This window comes from Cryomorpha ignava (assembly GCF_010686655.1).
GTDB classification, from domain to species: domain Bacteria; phylum Bacteroidota; class Bacteroidia; order Flavobacteriales_D; family Cryomorphaceae; genus Cryomorpha; species Cryomorpha ignava.
Genome location: NZ_JAAGVY010000029.1, coordinates 40,174 through 62,973, shown reverse-complemented (window position 1 = coordinate 62,973; position 22,800 = coordinate 40,174). Strand labels below are relative to the sequence as shown.

The window sequence follows — 22,800 nt, the reverse complement described above, 5'->3', positions numbered from 1 at the left end:
ACCATTCCGCTCTCTTGCCAGGCTTGAACCAGAGCAAACATTTTTTCTTGTAACTTCATCAAAATTATTTTCGACAAAGATCAGGCGGGGGTGGGAATTAGGCAATATGGGATGGTCGGGTGGATACTCCAAATGGAGGTTAATTATTTGCTTCAAATCCATCGGATCAAGTTGATGTGCCATCTCGCAGTTTTTTAAGTTGCGAGATAGCGGTTTATTTCTTGATCTATTAAAGTGGCACTGTTTGAACCGAAATCACTGGCACCCATAGACCGGAATAGGTGGCACCAATTGAACCGAGTTATCCAGATGGCTATTTCGGTCGGACGGTGCCACTCATTTCGGATTAATGGTGCCACTTTAAAAGACGTGCAATTGCAATTGACTACTTCAGATTATAGCTTTTTTAAAAATATCGTCTCTCTGTAGTTAAGCTTTGGTTTTTCCAGTTCATTGATTTCACTCCTTTTTATGGCATTCTCTAACTAAATAATGTGCTTCTGCAAGTTTTTAAAAATATGAGTTAGCAAACTGGTTCTTCACTTTCATCCTTGTCATCCTCCAATTTTTCTTTTGAGCAAGCTGAAATATTACTTTCAGAAGCGTCGTCTTCAAAAATCCACTTCATTTGTGGATCCGCGTAAAGCTTGTTCTTCTGGAACTGACTAATCCATCCTTCAAACTCGGATATAAGGTCAAGTCTTTCGACCTTTTTATGACCTTGATTTTTCTTTATTAAATCTTTAAAGTTTGCTGGCAGAGGTCGAGCTTCTACTCCAAAATAGTAGAAGTGATCTGACATCAAAGCATTATGACCACCTAAATCAGTTATTCTGCTACCTTCATTGTGCACTCCATTACGCATTTGTGGCTCACCAACAACCTCATAATTATAGATGCAGTCACCAATTCTTTTTTTCCAATCTTTTGATTGCCAATTTGGTAGTTTACATTTCAATGATTTCTTACAAAAATCATCATATTCTTTTAGTGTCTTGACATCCGTAATTTTCATTGCATACACAATGCTGTTAGAAAAGTCATAGGTTTTTCTATCACTAAGTTTAGTGTTTTTAGAACCAGTACCAATAACCCAATCCCCAATTGAAGCTGTTCGTCTTATCGCTGGTTTGCATATGGCCAGTGTACAAAGATCACCAAATGGATTGGGAGCAGCTCCATCGTCAATTCTAAGAATGTAAGAGTAGATTTTAGTCATTTCAATTCTATATTATTGGTTTGATCACAAGAATACCACATGAGTGCCAAACATAAAAATCAAAACAGCAAAAAGGGTTAAAACACCCCATTAAAACTCCATCTATAAATCGTTTTGAAAAGCGAGTTCTTTTACAGATGAATTCAATCCATCCTTCGTTACTTCATCATGAATTTGTACGCATTCTTTTAAGAAATCACGATCCGCACACGCTACATATCTTTCTGATTGATCAATGACTGATGCATTATATGCTCGTGGATTATTAAGCGTGTTTTTAAGTGATCTACAAGTGTGTGAATATAATCTTTGAGAAGAAACTGCTATTAAATAATCTATCTCAGCAAATTCGCTAAATAGATGCGGTGTTCTTCTAAACAAAATCGGATTATCTCCTATCAAGTAAATCTCATTAGAGGATTGATGAATTGTAATTAATTTATTTATGTTTTTTCCACTTTTAATAATTTCATCAATATGATGCTTAAAAAGAGCAGCCCGATAAATTTTCCTGTAGGCAGGATCGTTTCGAATTTTTTCGGGATCGATACCTTTTGTTTTGATAACCGATCTATCCATAATATCTCCCGCTGCGTGATCAGTCATTGGTGTTCTCCAAAAAAGATTAATTAAAAAGAATTCGAATTCAGCAGTATTTTTTGAGTTAAAGTCGAGCTTTTCAATTGCTTCTTGTTGGTAATACCTGACGACTTTGCTAGTAAGATTATCAACATTCGAAAATAGGAGATCTTCAATAATTGAACTTTCCAAAATCTGATTTATTTCTATTGTATTTCTATCTCTCTCAAAAAATATCCACTTGGGGCTAACCGGCTTATTTAATACACGATTTTTCAATTTATCAAAAACAAAGAGCTTACCATCGGAATTTGTGAAACCATTAAGGAGGAATTTTGGGATATAGTGATGCCTTGATGATTTCTTATCACTCGGAAATTTAAACTCATCTGTCTCCATAGAGGAACGATTATGCCTTAATCAATAAGATAGCCGCTAAGATAAATAATCTTCGTCTTTATTCTGCAAGCCTTCAAGAATTCATGATCAATCTTCAAATCACCCAAAAATTCGATCACTTTCAAAAACAAAATTAAAAATCGGGTTATAACAGCATTTTAGTATCCTCATTTTCAGAATCATATCGTCTAAATAATTTATCAAAAACTTTAAATATATCCTCAAAACCAATACTCAATTAAGGACTCATTTCTATTTAAGTGCCGCAGTTTTGGTGGTGTAAACAGCTTAGAAGGTCAGTCTAATAAGCCTGCTGAAAGATGTGTTAGAAAATTAGCAAAAAAAATCTCTTTTTATTTATATCTTTCCTGACTATAATATTAACCACAACCTCAATTATGCAAAAGCCATATATCTTCCTCTTTTTATTTCTGGCATTCACTTCTTGTGCACCAATAAACTATTATTAGTTGTATGAAACCAAATCTGCAGGCAGCACACAAGATGAAGACCACATCATATTTGAAGATGAATATTGCCGGTTGAGTTATGATTTATGGGGCCAGGGCGGGGATGCAGGCTTCACTATCTATAATAAAACAGACGCTTATATCACATTAGATTTAGCAAAATCATTTTTCGTTGTCAATGGAGAAGCTTACGATTATTATTTAAACCGTCGATATACTGTAGCTTCGGAAGCGACCGTGAGCGCAGGTGCTGCACAATCTATACCCTACTACTGGAGTACTGGTACGGTGGCTGCTGGCGCAAGTTCGAGTACTAGTTCTTCAACGTCCATCGCTGAAAAGGCTACACGTATTTTACCTCCCAAGACGCATATTACCATCACCCAATTCTCTGTTACTGATTTCCGTTATACCGATTGCGATTTCGTGGCATATCCGGACAATAAGAAAATCTCGTCTGTATCTTTTGAGCCATCAGAGAGTCCTTATCAATTTTACAACCTACTAAATTACCTAATTGACGACTCCGTTTCTGTAGAAATGAAAAATGCATTCTATATTGAAAAGGTTTCGAACTATCCTGAAAGAATGTTTATCGGATACAATAAGAAGAACAAATGCGGACAGGATTATCTAAACCCACAGCCTTATTTCCAATTCGCGGGAAGTGACAAGTTTTATGTGAGGTATGAGAAAGTTCGGTAGTCTTACCTAATACTTCACAAATCCAAAATCCCAAACACTTCCGCATAAGGCACTTCAATACTTATGATTTCAAACTTCGGTTTTACTCTACTTTTCAATAAGGCCCATGTACTTTTAGATCGCCGATCTGACGTTACAAAATGAGTAATCGTTTTATCGATATCAGCTTGAGCAAAGAGTTTTGAATCATTGGGTATAATCGCTCTGGGCGAGAGTTTTTCTGCACTCATTTGATTTTCAGAAAAAATAATTTTAGCAAATTCACCCGTCCTCTGAGCATCCTTTACATTAAATGGAAGAATTTGGATATTCCTTAAAGGCAGATCTTCGAGTTGTCCGCCTACACAATATTCTGCGATGGAAATCGTGGATACTTAAAGGATTATTTCCTTTTCCAGAAAGTATTTGAAATAGCCAAGTGCATGAGCATGAAGCGGGTCTTCTTCGTTAAGAAAACGAATAAAACAAACGCGTATCAAGAAACACACTATGCTTCATATCCACCGCGAAGATTAAGCAACCAGGAGTCGGGATCTATATTCTTCCAGCTTGTTTTAGCGCGTTGGATAAGCCCGTTTAGATATTCGGAATCATAAGCAGGGTTGTAGTCTATCAATTCTTTTAGTTCCAGCGACTTTGTATCCACTTCTCCTGTTTCGATGTTTTGGAGTCCTACGGCACGGATTCCATATTTTTTATACAAGAGGTTTTCTTCTTGACCTTTGAGAAATTCTTCGCCTGTCGCAATGGTTACATATCCTTCAGATGTATCGATATGGATATTAGCCTTATTCTTTCCTCCGGCATCCTTTATGGTCCCATAGAAATAGAGTTCAGCTTCAACCCAAATATTCTCAACACGATCAAAATGTGTAGTGGGGTTGATCACGAGTTCATAGGTATCCTTAAGTGAAGTTTTAATCTCAAATTCATAGTTTTTATGGCGCGCAAGGCTTTGAATATTTTCAAATGCCCTGGCTGTTTTTAAATCCAGAAAATCTATAGAATTAGCAGATTGAACCTGAGCCAAGACGGCGCTAAAACCAATCACCGTCTAAATAGATGTTTTAAAAATATGTCGAACAGAACCTTCTTCAATATTGTAAGTTACGAGTGGTCTGTCCCTTTTGCTCGTAGGAAATAATAAATCTTCTACATTTTTAAGTATAGCCGCTATCTGACTGATGTCATAATTAACTGGTGTCAAATCCATATTTCCGGACTTACCACGAACTCTGATTTCTATTCCGGAATTATCTACTTAAATTTAAATCGTATGAAAGATAATTACCGTGTATCTGTTTTAATTTTTAATCAACGCATCACCACATCAGCAAAGAAACAATTCACTACTTCATCACATCAAAAAAACTTTATTGCTTATTAAGTTTTATTGTTTTTTGGCCTTCGTCTGATCGGATCGTGAGCAAATAAATACCTGGAGCTTCGTTTATTTCTATACTTGTATTCCGTGCTTTTTGAATTTGTTTGGAGGAAACGACTTTTCCCTGGGTATCGGTAATGGTTAATACGACATCATGTATCGGCTTCTCAAACGTGATGTTAAAAATATCGGTGGAAGGATTGGGGTATACCCTCAACTTTATATTGTGGTCAATTTCATTTAATCCCACTGTAGCAATAAGAACACAGGCTGAAGTATCCACACAACCATCTGCAGTAATTTCAACTGCATAATTTCCATTGATAGTTGGGGTAAACGACTGGTTTATTTCACCGGAAAGATGCGCATTATTCTCATCGCAATCTAACCATTGATACGTTCCATTCGCATGGTTGGCAGTGATCGTAAAGCCGGTTAAAGAAGTTGTGATATCGATATATGTCCAGTTGACATCCTGGTTTTGTGTAATAACATTGCCGTTTCCATCATCATATGTCCAGACAATCTCTGTGGTTGACAGGTCGGTAATGGGGAATTCGATATTTGGAGATGCAGTAATCACACCGGCACAGTTATCTGTGGCTGTCGGAGCAGGCGCATCTGAAATAGAAATCTCACATATTGCCGAAATAACAGACAGGTTTCCTATATCTGGCAATGGATTGGTCTCATCACCAATTATTACATTTTGATCCTGAGTTACTATATTCCCATTCCCATCGTCAAAAGTCCAGGTAATGACGGTGGTTCCCGGGTCTGTGATGGGGAAAGATGTAGAAGTAGTACCGATAAGCGTACCAGCACAGTTATCAGTTGCAGTGGGAGCTGTTAGAGTAGCTTCAGCACATTCAATCAAATCTGGAAGTGAAATTTCATCTGGCTCGGGATCTGTCACATCCTGGATACTTACATTTTGATCCTGCGTGACAAAATTCCCATTCCCATCGTCAAAAGTCCAGGTAACAACTGTGGTTCCCGGAGCTGTGATGGGGAAAGATGTTGACGTAGTACCGGTGAGGTTACCGGCGCAATCATCTGTGGCTGTCGGGGCGGTAAGTGTAGCTTCGCTACATTGAGTCTCATCGGGAAGCGACGCAATATCCGGTACAGGATCAGTTGTATCAGTGAGAATAACATTTTGATCTTGTGTAAGCACATTACCATTTTCATCAGTATATGTCCAGGTAACCACCGTGGTACCCTGTGTGGTGATTGGTAAAACCGTGGTGGTAGTTCCAATGATCGCTCCCGAACAACCATCAGTTGCAGCAGGCGAAGTGAGTGAAGCTACCGAGCATTCATCTGTTACATCAGGCAATACATCTAAATCAGCCACAGGAGCAATAAAATCCAGTGTAATCATTACATCTTGTGTTTGTGTGATGATGTTCTCACTTCCGTCATCAAAAGTCCAGGTAATTGTTGTGATTGATCCCGGAGTGGTGATCGGGAACGTCGTGTCGGTAGTACCCGTCAGCGTACCTGCGCAGTTATCCGTGGCAGTAGGTGCAGTAACGGTAACCGGCTCTCCACATAGGTTAGTTATCTCCGGTAAATCTTCTACATCAACCACAGGATCAGTTACATCTCCTGTAATGACAACATCCTGGGTTTGCGTAACGATGTTCCCCATACCATCATTGTAAGTCCAAGTAATTAATGTTGTCCCCAAGGCAGCGATGGGAAAGGTTGTATTGGTGGTTGCTGTAAAGATCGTACCACACCCGTTATTGGCAGTAGGGGCAGCAGGTGCGTCAACGGAACATTGGTCGGTCAGTTCAGGCAGAGAAGGATTGTCTGATATAGGTGGTGTGGGAAAACATTGAGATATTTTTTGTACAAAAACATCCCGTTCTCCCACCGAAGTCAGGCTATCCGTTTCGGTGTCGAAATCCGCTGTATTCCCAAAATATCCGGTCGTGTATACATTATCAGTTTCATCAACAACAATGGATTGGCCTTGATCATACGTGTCGCCCCCCATGCGTTTGGCCCAGATGAAATCTCCGTCGACATCTAATTTTTGAATAAAAATATCTGCACTGCCAGCTGAAGTAAGATTCGTCGTTCCCGACCCCGGATTAAAATCTACAGTTTCTGCAAAAAGTCCTGTGACATAAACATCTCGATCTCCATCCAGGGTTATGGATAAACCTCCGTCATTTCCTGATCCTCCAAAACGTTTTGCCCAGGTTACATTACCAAGCCAATCATAATTAATTACTACATTCCCATTGACATCAAATTTCATAATAAACCCATCGCTTCCACCTGCCGACACGAGATATTGTGTTCCGAGAGCAACGTAGAATGACATGGTTCCTTCAAAAAGCCCGGTAACATATGCATTTCCGTAATAATCTACAGCGACTGCTGCTCCTAAATCTAAACCAGAACCTCCGATACGGCGCGCAAATCCATAATCTCCGGCAAGGTTTAATCTTTGAATAAAAATATCAGATAGACCCGCGGAGGTCAGATTGGTTGTTCCGGCTCCGGTATTAAAATCTACAGTCCCTTGAAAATTCCCTGTAGTATAAATACCATATACAGGATCCATAGCTATTGAATTCCCGCTATCATAACCGCTTCCCCCCATTTGTTTAACCCAATCGAAATTCCCATCGGTATCCAATTTTAAAATAAAGATATCCGCACTTCCGGCTGAGGTTAGATTAACGATTAAAGCGCCCGGATCAAAATCAGGAGTTTCTTCAAATCTACCTATAATATATATCATTCCGCTCCCATCAACAGTTAGTGCATTACCACTATCATTACCATTTCCCCCTATGCGTTTTGCCCAAAGGAAATCACCATTGGGATCAAGTTTGAGAATAAAAATATCGGTGCCTCCGGCCGAAGAAAGATTAAATACTGCATCTCCCGGATTGAAATCTGCTGTACCTCCATAATGACCTGTAGCATATAGATTGCCTGAATCATCCAGAGCGATAGATTCTATTTTTACCACTGAAGTCCCTCCAATTTGTTTTGCCCAAACGAAATTCCCATCGGCATCCGTTTTTTGAATGAAGATATCAGCATTCCCCATCGAAGTGAGATTAGCTGTTCCCGCTCCCGGGTCAAAGTCAACAGTTTCTCTAAACTCTCCTGCAGTATAGACATTCCCGGATGCATCCAGAGCTAGTGCAGCGCCATTGTCATCATTTACCCCTCCTATCTGATTTACCCACTCTAATACAGGAACCTGACCGGATAATGATGACGTAATCAATAGGCATATAATGATTAAAAAATGGGATAGCTTTGCGGTTTTCATAACAATAAGTGTTTCTTCAAATGCCATCTAATAAAATAGAAGTCTGCAACGCGACTTGGCTTATCGGAACAGACGTGATTTTTTTTAACCTTTGAATGGATATAGGAATGTTCAACTCTGTGTTTCTCACAAACCTCTAATCAACAAATATAATAATTTAAAGAAAAGATAGAAAAGTTGCTCAGATTTATAAAATTCATCCCTTAATTTCTGCGATTTCGAGCTTCAGCACGGGCAAATCTTTAATTAGAATTCGCCAAAGTGTGGTAGGGTCGATCGTATCATAAGCATGAACAATCATATTCCTAAGTCCGATCATAAGTTTTGAATTTGCAATTTTAATTTCCGGTTCTGTTTTTAGAATCTTTGAAATGGCTTCGCCGATTATCATTAAATTCCTTTCAACTGCTCTAACCGCCATAAAATTTGAACTAAATTTCGTATAATCACCATCGCAGATTTCGATAATCTGTTCGAGTTCAGCAATTACAACCTCCAAATCGAGAATATATTTTAAAACGGCCTTACGCAGCATACAATGACACTTTTGTTTTATCCAGTTCACTTTTGAATATCGGATTTTTCAATGCCCTGTAAGAAATCAAATCTATCGGTCTATTGAACAAGGTTTCCAAATCATCTTTAAGTCCGAAGAATGCGTCTCCATGTTCTAATGGCTGTAAAGATTCACTGAAAAGTACGGCGAAATCAAGGTCGCTATCTGCACTGAAAACGCCGGTAAGAGCCGACCCGAAAAGGTATAATTCCGCAACAAAGTGCTTTGCACATATTGCATTCAACGCATTGCTATTTGATTTTATCAACTCAATCATGCGAGTAAAGATATAAAAAACAACGGGGAGATTGAACAAAACTTTTCAGACCCTCCCAAAAACAACATGCGGCAAAACAACCTTCACTTCATCCTCCTTACCCGTCTTCATCCAGTAAATAATAAAATTAACCTTCACACTATTCACTTCAAAGTTTTTGTCTTTCAAGGTCTCCATTTTTTCAATAAACGATTTAGAGAATCCCAAAACGGCTTGACCGGTTGCGTCATAACAATACCCGCCTTTTACTGTCATGGGAATACGAAAAAGCAAAATGGGAATGCGAAAAAGCAAATAGGGAATCCGAAAAAGCAAAATGGGAATACGAAAAAGCAAAATGGGAGTTAGAAAAAGCAAATAGGGAGTTGGAAAAAGCAAAAAGGGAATTAGAAAAAGCAAAATGGGAATGCGAAAAACCAAATAGGTGTTCGGGTCAAGACCATAACCCGTTGGGTGAAGCGGTTAGGTGTTTGCACTTAACGGTATAAGATGTTCGGGTCTAGACAATAACCAGCTGGGTGAAGATGTTCAGTGTCTGCTCTTAACATTGTAAGGTGTTCAGCTCAAGGCGTTATTCCCTTAGGGTAAGATGATAAAGGTTTGCTAATAACGTTATAATGACTAGATGTATGGGTTCTAGCACATTCGCTCATGTGAGGACGCACGCCGGCATCCCCGCCTTTCACTCTGGGTTGCAGGGCTTGATTTAGAAATAGCGATAGCTCATTTCTTAAATCCAAAGGCCTGCCCCAGATGGATGGTGGGATACAGGCGGTAGGCCGACCCCGGGAATTGTAAAACATAATGTGCTACGAGAATAAAAGATTATTGAAATTGGCAAATTATATCTCCGAAGAAATACCCGGGGGCACACAAAAAAAACTTCAAACTCTGCGTTTCTTTGAATAAATGGCAATCATACCCACATCCATATTATAGGTTGAAGAAGACGGTGATTGACCGATATTTACGCCACATACTTCCCCGATCTCACATTCCACCTAATCTACTTTCACCGCAATGTTCTATCTATTTTCGTTCGTTTATTAAACTGTTTCATTTTATAGCAATACCGTCCAAATGGAATAGCCGGGTGAACATCATAATCATCTGCAAAAGCTATAAAATCATTTTCAATGGGTTTGAAATACTTTATTTCAAAGTCTTCCCATGCTTTGCGCGGAATCAAGGCATCTTGCGCAAAGATATTGGCTTCCAATTCTTTGGGGCTGTCGCCATAGCTTTCATTTTCATCGGCAACATCTATAAAAGTCTGTTCCTGGTCATTTGCTAAATGTAAATATACGTGACCCAGCTCGTGCATTAGCGTAAAAGCCAGATTATCGATGCGGTTGTAGCGCAGGGATAGACCAATAGCGGGATTGCCTTTGCTCCAAAAGCTAACGCCGTCAATAGCGCACTTTTCTGGTTTGGGCTGGTGAATGAGCTTAATGCCATTTCGCGCAAGCAGTGCCACCGACTTTTTAAACGCGTTTTTATTCTCCTTAAAAATGGTTTTTAATTGGGCTATAACTTCCTCCCGACTATCGGCATTGAAAGGTTCTACTTTGAGCTTTTCGACTTTTTGCTGAACCAATAATTCCCAAGTAAACAAAGCAACGAGATTGACATTTGCTTTTTGCGATTTTCGGTGATATGCCAGTCGCTGCTCTTCTACCTTACCTTCCACAGCGGATAGATGGTCAACATCGTACAATTTTCTGACTTTGATCAAAGTCTCCGTTTTATCTTCGGAAACAATACCTACAGATTTTAAGAACTTTTTTGGCAAATGGTGGTCTAAGAAGGCCAACTCCTGCGTGTCCTTAAGTCTTTGAGCAGATTTCTCATCAATCTTTATTCTATCAACTTCATAATTCTGCTTCAGTTGGAGCCATATAGACTCATCCATACTCAGCGCCCTGGCAACAAGCAAACATAACTCAGTGGTGAAATCCCGCTTTCCCTTTATGTATTCGTTGAGCTGCGAACGCGGTATATCGAGCGTTTGGGCAAATTCAATTTGGGAAATATCACGTGCTTTTAATTCATCAATCAGTATTTCACCCGGATGAATAAGAAAAGCCGGCGTAAGGTCACTAAGGGGGATTGATGGATTATGTTGAGACTTATTCATAGTGGTTGGTTATTTCTTCTATTCGAAAAAGAACGACCCGCGGTGGATCTTCATCATTTTCTATTTCCATAAAATGAATGCGGTATTGCTTATTGATGCGTACTGCGCTCATACCATCTGGATCGTCGGTAAGCTTTTTATAATGCAGCCCGCCAAATTGCATTAACTGCTCTACCGTGGTCACAGCACGCATTTAGTTTACCGTTTTAATAAACTGCTTTACCATTTGCGCATTGGATTTCCATTCCTTCCGCTTCGGTTTTTTGCCTTCATAAAGACCTGCTAAATCGGTATCGCCGAAGGTTATCTCCATTTTTAGCAGTACAAAGATAAGAAATGTTCACGATATTGTGAACAATCTTAGGAAAAGTCATACCGAAAGACTGTTATTGAACATAGGGCTAGGGTTGAGTTAGTGCTTTTTGTTAAGGACATGCTGTGCCATGTCAAGGTTTTGGGGTTTTTATCTGACATATTCAGGATTTTGAATAATGGATAAAGTTACCAAATTCAATTTCGACTGGTGGATTCTATCTGGCTTGTAAATGCATGACGGGATGCACCCTTCGAATCTACAGAGCGTATGATAAATAGCCCAAACCCTTAAAAACCCAGTTGTTTTAATTTATGTACGATAGGGCGAAGGCGTCCAGATCTGATCTCAACGACAGGTTCGTCTTTTGCACCAAAACCCAGGTTAAAGAACCGGATGGAAGGGATGTTTGAGCCACCAAAATCGAATGTGCGAATCTTCTGATGATTAACCCGGATGATCTCCCGGGTCATGAGATGGTTGGCGCAAAGCTGAAGTCCTGAAGCAGATGTAAATAAATACAAGAAATATAAAACACCATCTGCCTCCATTAGAAATCCGGCAGAAATGGGCTCCATCTTATTATAAGCCAGCCATATTTGACCGGATTGGTTTTTTAGGCCCCACGAAATAAGGGCTTTCATGGGTTCCAGATTATCGGCGTAGCCGCAATGCTGTCTGTATGAATCGGAAGCAAACGCCACAGACCAAAATACATCCGCATCAAAACCCTGTTTGATATCGATAGCATGTCGAAGCGCCTTCCGGATGGAATATTTATGCCCGCGACTGAAGCCCTGTATCAACCGGTCAAAACATTGGTCGCGCATGTCGAGACATTGTTTCTTTGCGGTGCTCATGCATTCACCGGCGAAGCATTGGTTTAATATTTCCCGTTCGCCACAAAGCAGATTGATGTCTGCCATGTCAAAATTTTCGGAAACCAATTGCAGAATTGGGGCATAGTCATTCTCATAGGCCTTACCGGCGCGGTACCATGCCACAGTGGGCACGCCCATAGGCTGGCAAATGTAATTCATCCCATATTTCTTCCTAAAAATTAAAGGAAATACGGCTTCATAATCTCCCTTTACGATGCCTTTCCAGTTTCCCGCAAGGATATTCAGATACCAACTCTTACCGTACAGACTGGCATTATCAGCTTTTGAAACACAATTGTCCCAGGCATTAAAATCAATTTCGGAGTGGTTGAGGATTCTGAACATGGCTTTGGCTTGGTATAGAACTAACTGCCTAGAAAACATTTTATTGCTTTAGGCGTGAATGTGCTGACAATATAGCTTTGGCTGAAAAATTCAAGACCTTCGAAGCGTAATCCTTAGTGGGTGGCTATTTGGAAAGTCTTTTTTTGTGTTTCTGTTATCAATACTAGTTTTACGGGAACGACGCTGTCCGGACTCTCGTTGGTCGTTGGCGTCGAATGTTTATAGCAAAAGATTTAATCCCTAAACGTTTCGACCGTTTAGGGGTCACACCCTTCGTAACGTCCTATTAAGGATTACAGGTCGCCACTCTGACCAAACGTCGCCGAAAAGTATACTTTAGATCAGAAAATAAAAAAAGATTTATACAAAAAGATTTACCACCCCGGCCCATGTGAGGACGGAAGCCGGCATCCCCGCATTTCAGTCTGGGTTGCAGGGCGTGGCTGGGAGATAGCGACACTTCGACTCCGCTAAGTGCAACGCCGGAGGAAGCTCGTGTCGCAGACTTACGCCCTGCCCCAGATGGAAGGTGGGATACAGGCGGTAGGCCGACCCCGGGAATTGAAAAATGGAATACATTATGAGAATAAAAGATTATTGAAATTGGCCAATTAGATCTATAGTCGAAATACCCGGGGGCACAACAAGCAATAGGTAATGGCTAAAAGCTAACAGCTAAAGGCTAACAGCTAAAGGCGATTGGTTGGCTTCTGCCGGATGTCGAAAACTACGCAATTTGTATAAAACGGTTTTGGCACATTTTTACTGAATCTTTTTCTCAATATATGATGCAAATCAACAAAATATGCAAAATCGCTGTTATATCCTTAAATTTAAAATCTATGAAAAATTTTTCTTTTTATCAGGCCGGTATTTTACTGGTACTTCTAGCTACCCTAAATGGCTGTAGTGTTATTGGAGATATTTTCGAAGCCGGTTTATGGGTCGGTGTTATTGTGGTGGTTGTGGTTATCGTATTGATAATTTGGATAATTAAGAAAATGATGAGTTAACAATAACGGCTGATAAGTACGCTGTCTGTGTTTAGGTTTGATCACCAATATTAAACTTCCCAGTTTCTGAGTAAAGTGGGACATTTCGCATATACCCTGAAATGTAGTCTGCGCAAAGTAGTTTACACATGCATTTGTTTAATGATTCGGGGGATAAATAAGCGCGTATGGCTACCCCACCTAAAAGTCCAATGTCAACTGCCCTCCCTCACTCCGACTCTCAGTATCTAATTTGCTAACAGAAATCCCCAAAAGACGCAAGGCTTGTTCGCGTGGATGGCCTTCGAGTAGGTCTGCGGCGATGGCGTAAATTTCGGCCTCAAGGTCTGTAAAATGATCAAGAGACCGGCTGCGCGTATGGGTGGTAAAATCGCTGTAACGCAACTTAACGGTTATGGTCTTTCCTCGGTGCTCGCCTTGCTTCATGCGTTTGCTCACCTCCTCGGCTATGCGCCGCATTGCCGTCTGCTGGTCGTCTAGTTCGGAGAGGTCTTCGCTATAGGTGCGCTCTGCTCCCACCGACTTACGAATGCGGTCGGGGCGCACGGGTCGATCATCTAACCCCCGGCAAATGTGATAGTAGTAGCTGCCACTCTTGCCAAACATTTGCACCAATTCGGGGCGGGTGTACTTGCGTAAGTCTGCACCGGTGTGAATACCCATGTCGTTCAATCTCCCGGCGGTGACCTTGCCGATGCCAAAGAAGCGCTTTATCTCCAGGTTAGCCGTGAAGGCATCGATCTGGGTGGGGTGAATCAATTTTTGCCCGTTGGGTTTGTTGATGTCTGATGCGACTTTTGCGATGAATTTGTTGACTGAGATTCCCGCGCTGGCGGTCAGTCCAGTTTCATCAAAGATGCGCTGGCGAATCTCGCGGGCTATATCGGTGGCGCTGGTCATTTGGCGCTTGTTTTGGGTCACGTCCAGAAAGGCTTCGTCGAGCGAGAGCGGTTCTATCAGGTCGGTATATGCATAGAAAATAGCGCGGATTTTCTGCGACACTTCCCTGTAGACTTCAAAGCGGGGCGGGACGAAGATGAGGTTGGGACATCTGCGGGCGGCAATCGAAGAGGGCATAGCCGACTTGACCCCAAACACCCGGGCCTCATAGCTGGCGGCAGCGACCACACCGCGCTCACGCGATCCGCCAACAGCAACGGGCTTACCCCGCAAATCGGGATTATCGCGTTGCTCTACAGATGCAAAGAAGGCATCCATATCTATGTGCAGAATTTTGCGCAGGGGGTTGAGTTATTTCTTGCTTTCGGTGGGTGCAAAAGTAAGATTATTGGGGGATGGATGAGTGCAACTTTGGATGAATAACTTTTACGGGGAATGAGCTGCAAGCCACACGCTGCAAGCTGCAAGAAAAAAATGAGCACTAGGCAACACTTCGACAAGCATTTACCGTACACGCTATCCCAAGGGGGTCGTCCATGCGGACTCCCTAGGGTCGTCGTTGAGATCGCTTCACTAAGCGCGCCAGACGGTTATTGAGCCTGTCTAACTTAACGAATCGAAGATGCTGACCCAAAGCGTCAGTAGTGGTCTCACACCGCGAAGCAAGTAAATGCTCAACTTAGCAGCAAGCGCTCTCCAAGACAGACGGCCGTAAGTAGACAGTACGGTAGGAAGTAATGCATCACATCAGCGCATATCACAACTCTAAAACATCCTGCCTCCATACGGATTTTGATTTCTTTCTTCAATTTCGGCTTCCGTGAGTTGTGGTAACCCCATACTGCTGCGCTTGGCATTGACTTCTTTGGCGTTTACTTTGCCGGGATGATAACCATAGATAGTGGTTCCATTTTCCTGTATGGATTTAAAATCTTCAAACATGGCCCAAAAGCTGGGCTCAACCCGTCCATCTTTTATTTCGTTGTTTATAAAGGGGATGAAGAAATCCCAAACCCAATCTTTCTGACCGTAGGTACCTCGCTGGTGCCAGAGCAAAATATGGGCTTCGTCTTGCCAGCCAAATTGGGTGACAATATCTATGAGGGCTACAATGTTTAAACTGTCGGTATTCCTAATTACGCCCAGCTCCATGTCATTGAGCGCTTCGCTTTTTTGAGGCCAGAGTATAGCCTTATTCTTTGCCATTGCAAGGGTGTCCTTTCGCTGCTGGGCTTCGAGATAAGCATCAAAGGCTTGTTCCTGATCTTTATCCGAAATGCCGAGATAATAATTTCCGATTTTTCGCGCAAACTGATCTCTTTGCACCAATGCCTGAATACGTTGATACAAGGCCATATTTTGAATAGATGTATAATAGGTGTTCAGCAGTTTATCATAGTCGGCAAGAACGTTTTCTGCACATTTTTGATACAGGGCATTATCTGAAAATGATTGAATCGTTCCGGGTTCTGTTTTCTTCTTGGTTATAGCTTCTACGAGGAGTTTTTTGGATATATCTTCTCTTTCGAGAAATGCGGCACTATTGGCTGCAATAAGGTAATCTACCGGCCTTCCCGCACCATTGAGGCGAAAGGCGCTTTGGTAGAGTGCGATTGCTTTTTTGTGATCTTCTTTTTCATACGTGCGGTATGCCTCTAGCAATAAAGAATCGTGCAGGTGGTAATCTATCTGGGCGTAGCCGGCTAAGTTTGCGCAGAGAAAACCTACTAAAAGAAAATTTTTCATGGGATTGATTTTTTAGTTCTGTACAAATTTAAGTTGAAGATTTGTTGCTCTTGATGAATGAAAAATGAAGGTTGGTGAATTAAAGCTTAAAAAACTGAATGAAAACTGAATTTTGCTGATTGCTTTGTTATGCTTTGTATTTTTATCGCTTAGAACAATGAAAAATCAAAGTATTATCATCGTTTTCCTGGGAATTGTTTTGCTTGGAGGGCTTGCTGTCTGGCAAATTCTATTTTTGACCAAAACCCAAAGCTTAAAGCAGGAAGTGGAGGAGAAACAAAAGTCTGGGATACTGCTGGAAAGCGCCATAAGCTTGCGAAAGCTTGAATCGTTAAAGCCGGAAATTCGCGAAAACACCACTTTGAAACGGGAACTTGTTGACTCGATCTTAAAAGAAAACTACAGCGGATTTTACGGAACTGTGGTCTGGGGATTTTTTAATGGGGAAGGCGATCCGATAGATTCGTTGAATGCAGAAATTACTACAAATACCTTGGCTCATTCTCCTTTTAAGATTTGTATTTCCTGCCTCACAACCATCGATGTGGTAGATGACACAGGTGAAAGCACCGTCGATGAAGGTTTTGTTCTCAATCAGACACCAGGCCAAATGATGAATATCAGAGGAATGGATAAAAAGGAATTGAAATATTTGCATGTTGATTTTGAGAAATCAGAAGTTGACTACAAAGCTTATTTTTTGCCGATCTTATTTCTCGTTGGGCTTATCGGCTTATTCGCTTGGCTGCTGCGAACAAATGCGAAGCAAACCAGATTGATCAATCAAAAAGACGAATTTGTAAATCATCTTTCACATCAGTTCCAAACTCCCTTATCGTCCATTAAGCTAAGCGCCAACTTACTGACTAACAAAGATGTGCTCAACAAGGATGAACTGGTAAAAATCATTCAAACCGAAAGTAATAGATTGGAAAACCATATAAAGACGGTGCTGCACTGGGTAAAATCTGATGCCGACCGGTTACAAATTCAAAAGAAACCGATTGGTGTGACCCATGTTATTGAGCAAGCTCTGAAACAGATGAAACCCATTTTTTTGGAGAATAAAGCCACTGTTCGATTTATTCCACCGAGCGAAGACCTACTGATACATGCAGATGAAGGGCATTTGCAATTGACGCTTTACAATATTTGGGATAATGCGATAAAGCACAACGAGAAACCTGTTAGCATTGTGATTTCCTGCGCCGCATCCATCGGTATGGTTCAAATTATGAGTCGCGATGACGGTATTGGAATACAAGCGGCCAAAACGAATTTAGGCTACAAAGGCCTCGGATTGGCTTATATTGAGCGTATAATGAAAGCTCACGGCGGGCTAATGGATTTAATCTCTGGGAAAGATGGCCTTCAGGTAATTCTTAATTTTCCGAAATATGAATAAGATTTTACTTGTTGAAGATGATAAGAGCTTTGGCTATGTGCTTAGTGAATATTTGATGCTTAAAGCATATTCGGTCATTTGGAAAGAGTCGGCTAAAGAGGCTATGGAATCGCTTAATTCAACTTTTTTTGATCTGGTGATTCTGGATATTAACTTAAAGCAGGATTCAGGTTACGCTATTGCGAAAGCAATCATTGATCAACGGCTTAATACTCCGTTCATTTTCCTTACGGCTCGTGATATGAAGATTGATCAATTGAAGGGTTATAAGCTGGGTGCCGAAGAATATGTAACCAAGCCGATTGATGAGGAAATTTTATTGGCAAAGATTGAGGTCATTTTAACGCGTAAAGCGCCTATTGAATCACGGCTTAAAGAACTAACTTTTCATACGATCAGATTAAATTGTACCGGCAGGGTGTTGCATTGCGGCGAAGCCTTTTTTCAGCTTACCGAAAGAGAATGCTTGCTAATGGAGTGTTTTCTGGCTCACCCGCAAAGTCTGGTTGAAAGGAATTATATACTTTTAAAACTATGGGAAAGCAAGGATGAGTTTTCACGAAACTCGATGGATGTTTATATATCTCGGTTGAGAAGGTATCTGGCATCAGGCAATGCTATTATTCGAAATGTGCATGGCAAGGGGTTTGTTTTTGAGTTGGTTGATGATTGATTGATGAGGGCATCAGTTGTAATCTTTACAGCGTTTTCACTGTTTTTTTATGATGAAGTTATATTAACTAAGTTCGACTATCATATGCGAATTCAGAAATTTAGAATAAAGAAGGCGTCATTTCCAGTCAGAATTGTAAATCAATGTCGCTCTGACTCCTTTGAATATGCCTGGTGGAGATGCGTAAACTTTGAACTCACCTTGCTGCGCTACCATTTGTTCACTCGCGGTGACAACATAAAGTACATCCATTAAATTGAACGGAGATATTTTAATGCCTAATTTCGTTTCAAATTATCTCTCCACTACCACATTGCCTGCATACACTCCTTGTGGACTACTTAGTTTTACCACGTAATAACCGGCAGCAAGGGCAGATAAGTCCACACTGGTTTGGCTGCTTTGCACATTCAAGGTCAAAACCATTTTTCCGTGTACATCAAACATTTCCAGAATACCTGCGGATTCGGGAATGTTTACATTCAATATCCCATTTGCTGGATTTGGAAACATTTCAAGCGGGGCCACTACAACATCTTTCACCGAGGTGGGCGAGCACAAGGTAGTCATACCGCTAAAGAAAGCCCAGGCAGCATTCAGCGAAGGATTGAAGCACTGACCATGGCTGCCTCCGGAAAGGAGATTGATCGCCTCTACATCTTCGGCGCCGTTCGCCAGCATGGTCGATTCGGCCAAGGTGCTGTTCACATAGTACACTTGTTCGTCGCCTGTACAATAGTACATACGCAAGGGCATCTCCGGCGCCCAGTCGTAGTTGTTGTTGTCGGCAAGTGCCTGCCAAATTGGGTGATTTGGATTGCTCTGCAAATTGCTTACGACGGAATCAACGAGAAAAGCACTGATTGAATTTGGAAACTGGGCGTTCACATAAGCCATGCTGTATACATTCTGTTCGCCATCAAAATATTGGGGTACGGTCAGGTTGTAAGGTGATTTGTAAAAACCATCAATATCGTCATAAATATTGCCGTAGACCAATTGGTATGTTTCCATAAGGAAAGCCACGTAGCCGAAAAAGTAGTAATTAATCTGTTCAAATACAATCGGTGGGGCTGTGGTTCCTGACAAGTCATAAGGTCCGCTACAAGGTGCGCCGGCCACAATCCCAATCGTTTCAAGCAAATCATTTTCTTGCGCATACATCAGCGTTGCCATAGCTGCATGGCCTCCCTGGGAAAAACCGGTGATGAACACTTCGTGAGAATCACTTATCTCCTCCCCTTCCAGAAATTCGCGCGCTGCATAAATCATATCGATGGCAGCTGTGGCTTCGGTTGTATTGTGCGCATAAGGGTGTAATCCGGGACTTTCGCCCAAGCCAATATAATCTGGACCAAGGGCAATAAATCCGGAAGATGCAAATTGACCCACGTAACCACCTGCATAATTTAGCGACGAGGGCACTTCGAATTTCTTTAATACGGTACCATGGCAATACACCAGCATGGGCATTTCGGCGCATTCAATCCCGACAGGAATTGAAAGCAAGCCCGAAGCAATTGTTGAATCGCCTTGTGCACCAGTGCTGCTATAGACGAGTTTGTAATTGGCTACGTCGTAATGTTGCGGCACAGCGCTCATATAATTATTTGCTGCGGCTGGGGTTGTGCTGAGAAATTCGCTACTGATCAGCGTCTGACTATAAGCGGAAGTGCTTATTAACGCAAGGGCTATAAGTAAAATGGAATTGATGTTTTTCATCTGGGTTGTTTTTAGTTTTGGTTAGATTAAAGTTTAAATATACTATTTTAAATTTACAACGTCTGGCTCTTACTATTTGAGGAGATTTTCGAATATAATTACAGCCTTCGTTTTCAATAAAAATTGATAATAATCTCTTTTCTGAATGACCTTATCTGCCCATTTATTCCCTTCCGTGCACACTTCCTCTGATCGACTAATCTCTATTCACATCTTTCTTGCCCTTTAATTTACTGACCACTTTTTATAGGTATTTAAGTGAAAATATTTTAATTAAAAACTCAATATTAAGGCTTCTCAAAACCATTCATCTTTCTGTATGCCAATACCCTATCTCACCCCTACGCATTCCTCTCGGCAAAAGGCCTCGTCGGATGCAGAGAGGGGAGCTTCCGCCGCACACTTCATTGTTCCGTAAAAAGCTCTATTCTAGAAAAGCATCTAATTGGATGAAGGTGTTCGCTTTGCATGATGTGTGCGTTGGCGCCCTTTTACTCATAAGTGTTTATTTTATATGGAATTCGTGAGACGCTGCGCTTAGTTGGGACGGGGTGCGGGAAGGCGTTGACATACAGCCTTTTAGTTAGTATAAAAATCATCAGTATTATTTTCATTGACGATGTGTATAGAGATTGGTCTGGGAGAAGGTAGTGAGGTCACTTCGTTAAGTTCGACTTATCTCGGCTTCGCTCGACAACCGCCGCTGAATAACCACATTTGTGGCATCCCTTTTTTTCGCCAAAGACGCCTCTTTCGCCAGCAAGAAGCCTTGCGAATTCAAATAGCTTCACCATTCACGAAAGTGCTATCTTAGATTGAAAACTTATAGATGTAAACCTCGCTTTTTTTATAAATAGCATTAATTATATTCTTTTGCCAGATCCATAATAATGTTTCCAAAATCTTTTTCAGCATCTTTTAACTTTGAAGGCAATTGACTCATCAAATCATTATCAGTACCATCAAATTTAATATCGTGGAAATACTTGTTCTTTCTACTTAAATCTTTGAGCATGCTGTAGGCGGCTTCATCATGATAAACGATAACCGGTTTGATAAAATTAGTCAATATAGCATGGAGCTCCTGCGGTACAGAGCTACCCGATAAATCGGCAACGACTATTTTTGATAAGCCGCTCATGGTAACAACTGTTTCGGTATAATCAAGGCTATAAGGTCTGTCAAAATCAAATATCATTGGTAGATAATTTTGACTTGAAAACCAATCTCGCAATTTATAAAGCCGTTCCAATCCGCCGTCTTTGAATTTGCCAAGTAAAAGCACGCCTCGTTTGTTTAATATATTGATCGTATCACGCAGTTTTTTATGGTTAGAGAGATAATAAATAAATTGGGCGAGTTCGATATTATCTACCATTAAAGGAATTCGACCTTCTGCTATAATATCGGAATAGAGGCCGTAGGTTTTTTCAATAACTAATTTTGATTGTACCGATGTTTCCGAAGTTTTTAAATCCCATGCCGATATTCCGTAAACCACAGTCTCTGTAATTTCTTTAACACAAAAATCTACGTTTGTGAGATTAACCCGATTCAGATTGCAATTGTGAAAACTCGCACCGCTAAAAGAAGCATCGGTTAATATGGTTTTGTTGAACTTGCAATTAATGAATTTGGTATTGGTGAAATTAGCTCTGCTAAAATCTCCTTCCTCGAAATCAACATTCTTTAAAACAGCGTTTGGCATGTTTAGCCCTTCGGCAAATGGCCTATTTATGCTCACACTCTTGAGATTAATACCGCTGAAATCATACGGATTGTTCCCTTTGGTAGTTCCAACCCATGAAGGTTGATTTATATAAGTTGGATTGGCACCTTCACCATTGGCTTTTAACCAATCATTCCATGTTTTAGTTGTCGCCATATTTTCGGTTGTTAATTACCGATACCGTTTTTGTGTATAAGGAGTTGGGTATCGGTATGAACCATTAAAAGTACAAAACCTGCACCATAATCCAATCTGGTTTTTATTATTGTGCCTAAAGATATCAGTGTATTTACTGGCAACATTTTTTTATTAGCCACTGATGAACAGAAGGCTTTTACCATTAGTGGAAGCTTTACGGTCTTATTCCACCTTGTCTAATATCACCCCTACCTCCATCGCAAAATTTAATGGATCGTTGGGCATATTGTGTTCTATGGCATAGGTGTAAAGTCCCGTTTCTTCATACTTCTTATTGGGCTCTACCAAGTGTTCGCTATCCCAAATATCATAACCTGCTTCTCCAATGTAGTCACCATTGTCATCCCGGACTTTTAAATCGTATTCTTTTACAGTTTCTTTCCCGCCTGGACTTGTTTCGGTTACTCTCACTTTAGCAACTTGATACTGATACCCATTGGCATATCTGAATGATAAACTCATATTGTATGGAGTGCTATTGTCGTTAATGGGCACTTTAAATTGGCGTACATCTTTCTGCAACCATTCTACATCGGGCGATAATTCCTGGTGTTCTGCATAAACGCGACCTTCCGGCTGACAGGAGATTAAGGCTATAGCCAATGCACATACTGATATTAATCGTTTCATATTTTTATTTTATTTTTAATTTAAAGAATATTCTTGCACAAATCATAATGAATTTTCTAATTTAGACAAAGCTTCAGAGATTCTGAATAGTATCCCCGTCGATAGTATCCCCGTCGATAGTATCCCCGTCGATTCATCGCGGGGACTGAACATCGCGGGGCTGAACATCGCGGGGCTGAACATCGCAGCTCTCAACGTCGATCAGTCGTGGTAAT

The 22,800-nt window shown here is 40.9% G+C and carries 22 protein-coding genes; 5 read left to right on the top strand and 17 right to left on the bottom strand.

Translation table 11 applies throughout. The features are described from left to right. From G3O08_RS20925 to G3O08_RS14075, 3 genes are all read right to left on the bottom strand, one after another. Positions 1-183, bottom strand: a 183-nt coding sequence (locus tag G3O08_RS20925) for a hypothetical protein (protein ID WP_204336886.1), incomplete at its 3' end; no start/stop codon positions are given. A gap of 340 nt (positions 184-523) precedes the next feature. Beyond that, the gene (locus G3O08_RS14080) at positions 524-1,219 is read right to left on the bottom strand and encodes an Nmad2 family putative nucleotide modification protein (RefSeq protein WP_163286025.1); all 696 of its coding nucleotides are present in this window, start codon (positions 1,217-1,219) and stop codon (positions 524-526) included. A gap of 102 nt (positions 1,220-1,321) precedes the next feature. Then, the gene (locus G3O08_RS14075; protein WP_163286024.1) at positions 1,322-2,197 is read right to left on the bottom strand and encodes a DUF4238 domain-containing protein; all 876 of its coding nucleotides are present in this window, start codon (positions 2,195-2,197) and stop codon (positions 1,322-1,324) included. A 470-nt stretch (positions 2,198-2,667) separates the two neighbouring features. Between G3O08_RS14075 and G3O08_RS14070 the strand changes: the two genes are divergently transcribed. Further along, positions 2,668-3,372, top strand: a complete 705-nt coding sequence (locus tag G3O08_RS14070; RefSeq protein WP_163286023.1) for a hypothetical protein — start codon at positions 2,668-2,670, stop codon at positions 3,370-3,372. A gap of 14 nt (positions 3,373-3,386) precedes the next feature. Here the strand turns inward: G3O08_RS14070 and G3O08_RS21230 are convergent, their stop codons facing one another. The 6 genes from G3O08_RS21230 to G3O08_RS14045 all read right to left on the bottom strand — a co-directional run bounded on the left by G3O08_RS21230 (position 3,387) and on the right by G3O08_RS14045 (position 8,893). Continuing rightward, complete coding sequence (locus G3O08_RS21230; protein ID WP_239541234.1) at positions 3,387-3,602, bottom strand: hypothetical protein; 216 nt, start codon at positions 3,600-3,602, stop codon at positions 3,387-3,389. Between the two features lie 257 nt (positions 3,603-3,859). Then, positions 3,860-4,423: a hypothetical protein gene (locus tag G3O08_RS14060; RefSeq protein WP_239541232.1), complete on the bottom strand. Its 564-nt coding sequence runs from the start codon at positions 4,421-4,423 to the stop codon at positions 3,860-3,862. Between the two features lie 3 nt (positions 4,424-4,426). After that, the gene (locus G3O08_RS21225) at positions 4,427-4,585 is read right to left on the bottom strand and encodes a hypothetical protein (RefSeq protein ID WP_239541230.1); all 159 of its coding nucleotides are present in this window, start codon (positions 4,583-4,585) and stop codon (positions 4,427-4,429) included. Positions 4,586-4,745: 160 nt separating this feature from the next. Next, positions 4,746-8,060: an SBBP repeat-containing protein gene (locus tag G3O08_RS14055; protein ID WP_163286022.1), complete on the bottom strand. Its 3,315-nt coding sequence runs from the start codon at positions 8,058-8,060 to the stop codon at positions 4,746-4,748. Positions 8,061-8,256: 196 nt separating this feature from the next. After that, positions 8,257-8,595, bottom strand: a complete 339-nt coding sequence (locus G3O08_RS14050) for a HepT-like ribonuclease domain-containing protein (RefSeq protein WP_163286021.1) — start codon at positions 8,593-8,595, stop codon at positions 8,257-8,259. Further along, positions 8,585-8,893 (bottom strand): nucleotidyltransferase family protein, encoded by a 309-nt coding sequence (locus G3O08_RS14045; RefSeq protein ID WP_163286020.1) that lies wholly within the window; start codon positions 8,891-8,893, stop codon positions 8,585-8,587. The genes G3O08_RS14050 and G3O08_RS14045 overlap by 11 nt, the downstream gene beginning before the upstream one ends. Positions 8,894-9,114: 221 nt before the next feature. Here G3O08_RS14045 and G3O08_RS14040 point away from each other — a divergent pair, with 221 nt between their 5' ends. After that, on the top strand, positions 9,115-9,381 hold the full coding sequence (locus G3O08_RS14040; RefSeq protein WP_163286019.1) for a hypothetical protein: 267 nt from the start codon (positions 9,115-9,117) through the stop codon (positions 9,379-9,381). 524 nt (positions 9,382-9,905) lie between these two features. Here the strand turns inward: G3O08_RS14040 and G3O08_RS14035 are convergent. The 3 genes from G3O08_RS14035 to G3O08_RS14025 form a co-directional block, all read right to left on the bottom strand. Beyond that, a complete protein-coding gene (locus G3O08_RS14035) occupies positions 9,906-11,030 on the bottom strand; it encodes an ImmA/IrrE family metallo-endopeptidase (RefSeq protein WP_163286018.1) in 1,125 nt (374 codons plus the stop codon). Next, positions 11,023-11,223, bottom strand: coding sequence for a hypothetical protein (locus tag G3O08_RS14030; protein WP_163286017.1), 201 nt, complete (start codon positions 11,221-11,223; stop codon positions 11,023-11,025). Before G3O08_RS14030 ends, G3O08_RS14035 begins: the two co-directional genes overlap by 8 nt. Before the next feature lie 410 nt (positions 11,224-11,633). After that, the gene (locus G3O08_RS14025; RefSeq protein WP_163286016.1) at positions 11,634-12,569 is read right to left on the bottom strand and encodes a hypothetical protein; all 936 of its coding nucleotides are present in this window, start codon (positions 12,567-12,569) and stop codon (positions 11,634-11,636) included. Positions 12,570-13,411: 842 nt separating this feature from the next. Between G3O08_RS14025 and G3O08_RS20920 the strand changes: the two genes are divergently transcribed. Next, positions 13,412-13,582: a hypothetical protein gene (locus G3O08_RS20920; RefSeq protein ID WP_204336885.1), complete on the top strand. Its 171-nt coding sequence runs from the start codon at positions 13,412-13,414 to the stop codon at positions 13,580-13,582. A 180-nt stretch (positions 13,583-13,762) separates the two neighbouring features. Here G3O08_RS20920 and dinB read toward each other — a convergent pair whose 3' ends face one another. Continuing rightward, positions 13,763-14,812, bottom strand: coding sequence for a DNA polymerase IV (gene dinB / locus G3O08_RS14020; protein ID WP_317164077.1), 1,050 nt, complete (start codon positions 14,810-14,812; stop codon positions 13,763-13,765). Positions 14,813-15,247: 435 nt separating this feature from the next. Then, entirely contained in the window at positions 15,248-16,228 is a 981-nt protein-coding gene (locus G3O08_RS14015) for a hypothetical protein (RefSeq protein WP_163286014.1), read from the bottom strand. A 157-nt stretch (positions 16,229-16,385) separates the two neighbouring features. On the opposite strand from G3O08_RS14015, the gene G3O08_RS14010 reads away from it, so the two are divergent. Then, positions 16,386-17,633: a sensor histidine kinase gene (locus tag G3O08_RS14010; RefSeq protein ID WP_163286013.1), complete on the top strand. Its 1,248-nt coding sequence runs from the start codon at positions 16,386-16,388 to the stop codon at positions 17,631-17,633. Further along, a complete protein-coding gene (locus tag G3O08_RS14005) occupies positions 17,626-18,306 on the top strand; it encodes a response regulator transcription factor (protein WP_163286012.1) in 681 nt (226 codons plus the stop codon). Before G3O08_RS14010 ends, G3O08_RS14005 begins: the two co-directional genes overlap by 8 nt. A gap of 294 nt (positions 18,307-18,600) precedes the next feature. On the opposite strand, the gene G3O08_RS14000 is transcribed toward G3O08_RS14005, so the two are convergent. The 3 genes from G3O08_RS14000 to G3O08_RS13990 form a co-directional block, all read right to left on the bottom strand. Then, positions 18,601-20,028 carry a T9SS type A sorting domain-containing protein gene (locus G3O08_RS14000; RefSeq protein WP_163286011.1) on the bottom strand — a complete coding sequence of 476 codons (1,428 nt, stop codon included), beginning with the start codon at positions 20,026-20,028 and terminating at the stop codon, positions 18,601-18,603. A gap of 859 nt (positions 20,029-20,887) precedes the next feature. Then, positions 20,888-21,913, bottom strand: a complete 1,026-nt coding sequence (locus G3O08_RS13995; RefSeq protein WP_163286010.1) for a pentapeptide repeat-containing protein — start codon at positions 21,911-21,913, stop codon at positions 20,888-20,890. Between the two features lie 204 nt (positions 21,914-22,117). Then, positions 22,118-22,585 carry a gliding motility lipoprotein GldH gene (locus tag G3O08_RS13990; RefSeq protein ID WP_163286009.1) on the bottom strand — a complete coding sequence of 156 codons (468 nt, stop codon included), beginning with the start codon at positions 22,583-22,585 and terminating at the stop codon, positions 22,118-22,120. Positions 22,586-22,800: the final 215 nt, after the last annotated feature.